Source organism: Streptomyces sp. NPDC058231 (assembly GCF_042882275.1).
Classification (GTDB): domain Bacteria; phylum Actinomycetota; class Actinomycetes; order Streptomycetales; family Streptomycetaceae; genus Streptomyces.
On record NZ_JBHVWN010000177.1, the window covers coordinates 1 to 1,352 of the forward strand.

Annotated in this window: 1 protein-coding gene and 1 pseudogene; both read right to left on the reverse strand. The window is 72.9% G+C overall.

The window, feature by feature from the left end:
• On the reverse strand, positions 1-879 hold an 879-nt coding region (locus ACFVXE_RS39110), incomplete at its 3' end, for an FAD-dependent oxidoreductase (RefSeq protein ID WP_389678570.1).
• Positions 876-1,256, reverse strand: a pseudogene (locus ACFVXE_RS39115) (pantoate--beta-alanine ligase); the annotation flags it as partial. The pseudogene ACFVXE_RS39115 and the gene ACFVXE_RS39110, both read right to left, overlap by 4 nt.
• Positions 1,257-1,352: the final 96 nt, after the last annotated feature.

The window sequence follows — 1,352 nt, forward strand, 5'->3', positions numbered from 1 at the left end:
GCGCACGCCGTCGGCGTCCACGAGGTGCGCGCCCTCGCCCCGGACCGCTTCGGAGACCAGCGGCTGCTGGCCCTCCGCGTCCGCGCCGAGGAAGAGCACGGTGGGGTGGAACTGTACGAACTCCAGGTCGGAGACCTCGGCGCCCGCGCGCAGGGCGAGCGCGACGCCGTCGCCCGTGGACACGGACGGGTTGCTGGTCGCGGAGTAGACCTGGCCCATGCCGCCGGTCGCGAGGACGACGGCCGGGGCGCGGACCGCGCCGACTCCGTCGTGCTGGCCCGCGCCCATGACGTGCAGGGTGACGCCTGCCGTACGGCCTTCTGAGTCCGTCAACAGGTCCAGGACCAGGGCGTTCTCGATCGTACGGAGGGCCGCCGAGCGGACCGCCTCGACCAGTGCGCGGGAGATCTCCGCGCCCGTGGCGTCGCCGCCCGCGTGGGCGATGCGGCGGCGGTGGTGGCCGCCCTCGCGGGTGAGCTGGAGGTCGCCCTCGGGCGAGGTGTCGAAGTGGGCACCGGTGGTGGTGAGGCGGCGTACCGCGTCGGGACCCTCGGTGACCAGGGCACGGACCGCGCTCTCGTCGCAGAGTCCGGCCCCCGCGACCAGCGTGTCGTCCAGGTGCTGCTGAGGGGTGTCGCCCTCGCCGAGCGCGGCTGCGATGCCGCCCTGGGCCCAGCGGGTGGAGCCGTCGTCCAGGCGGGCCTTGGTGACGACGATGGTGCGCAGGCCGGCTGCCGTACAGCGGAGGGCGGCGGTGAGGCCTGCCACGCCGGAGCCGACGACCACGACGTCCGCGTCGATCGACCAGCCCGGGGCCGGTGCGTGCAGGCGTATGCCGGTCGCGGTTCCTGTTCCGGTTCCTGTTGTGGACGCGGTCATTGGGTGCCCCCGAAGGTGAGCGGGATGTTGTCGATGAGACGGGTGGTGCCGATCCTGGCGGCCACCGCGAGGATCGCCTCGCCGGTGTGGTCGTCGGGGGCCTCGGTGAAGTCGGAGGGATCGATCAGGGCCAGGTAGTCGGGGGTGAGCCCGGCCTTGGCGAGGACCTGGCGGGCGGCGGCGCGCACGGCCGCGGGGGTCGTTATCTCCGCGGCGCCGACGAGCGTGTGAGTGTCGGCCGCGGCGCGGGCCTCGCCCAGCGCGGAGAGGGCGGCGGCTCTCGTACGGGTGGCCGGGACCGCCTTCGCCCGTGCACGTCCCCGGGCATCGTGCGCGCGAGTAGCCTGGTCGGCGTACGGCGGTTCCAGCAAGGCTATTCGCGACACCGGCGCTCCCGTTGAGGTTGCTTCTAAATTAGAAACACGGGATGGACGCTAGTGTTTCGAATAACGAAACGCAAGGAGGGTCATGCC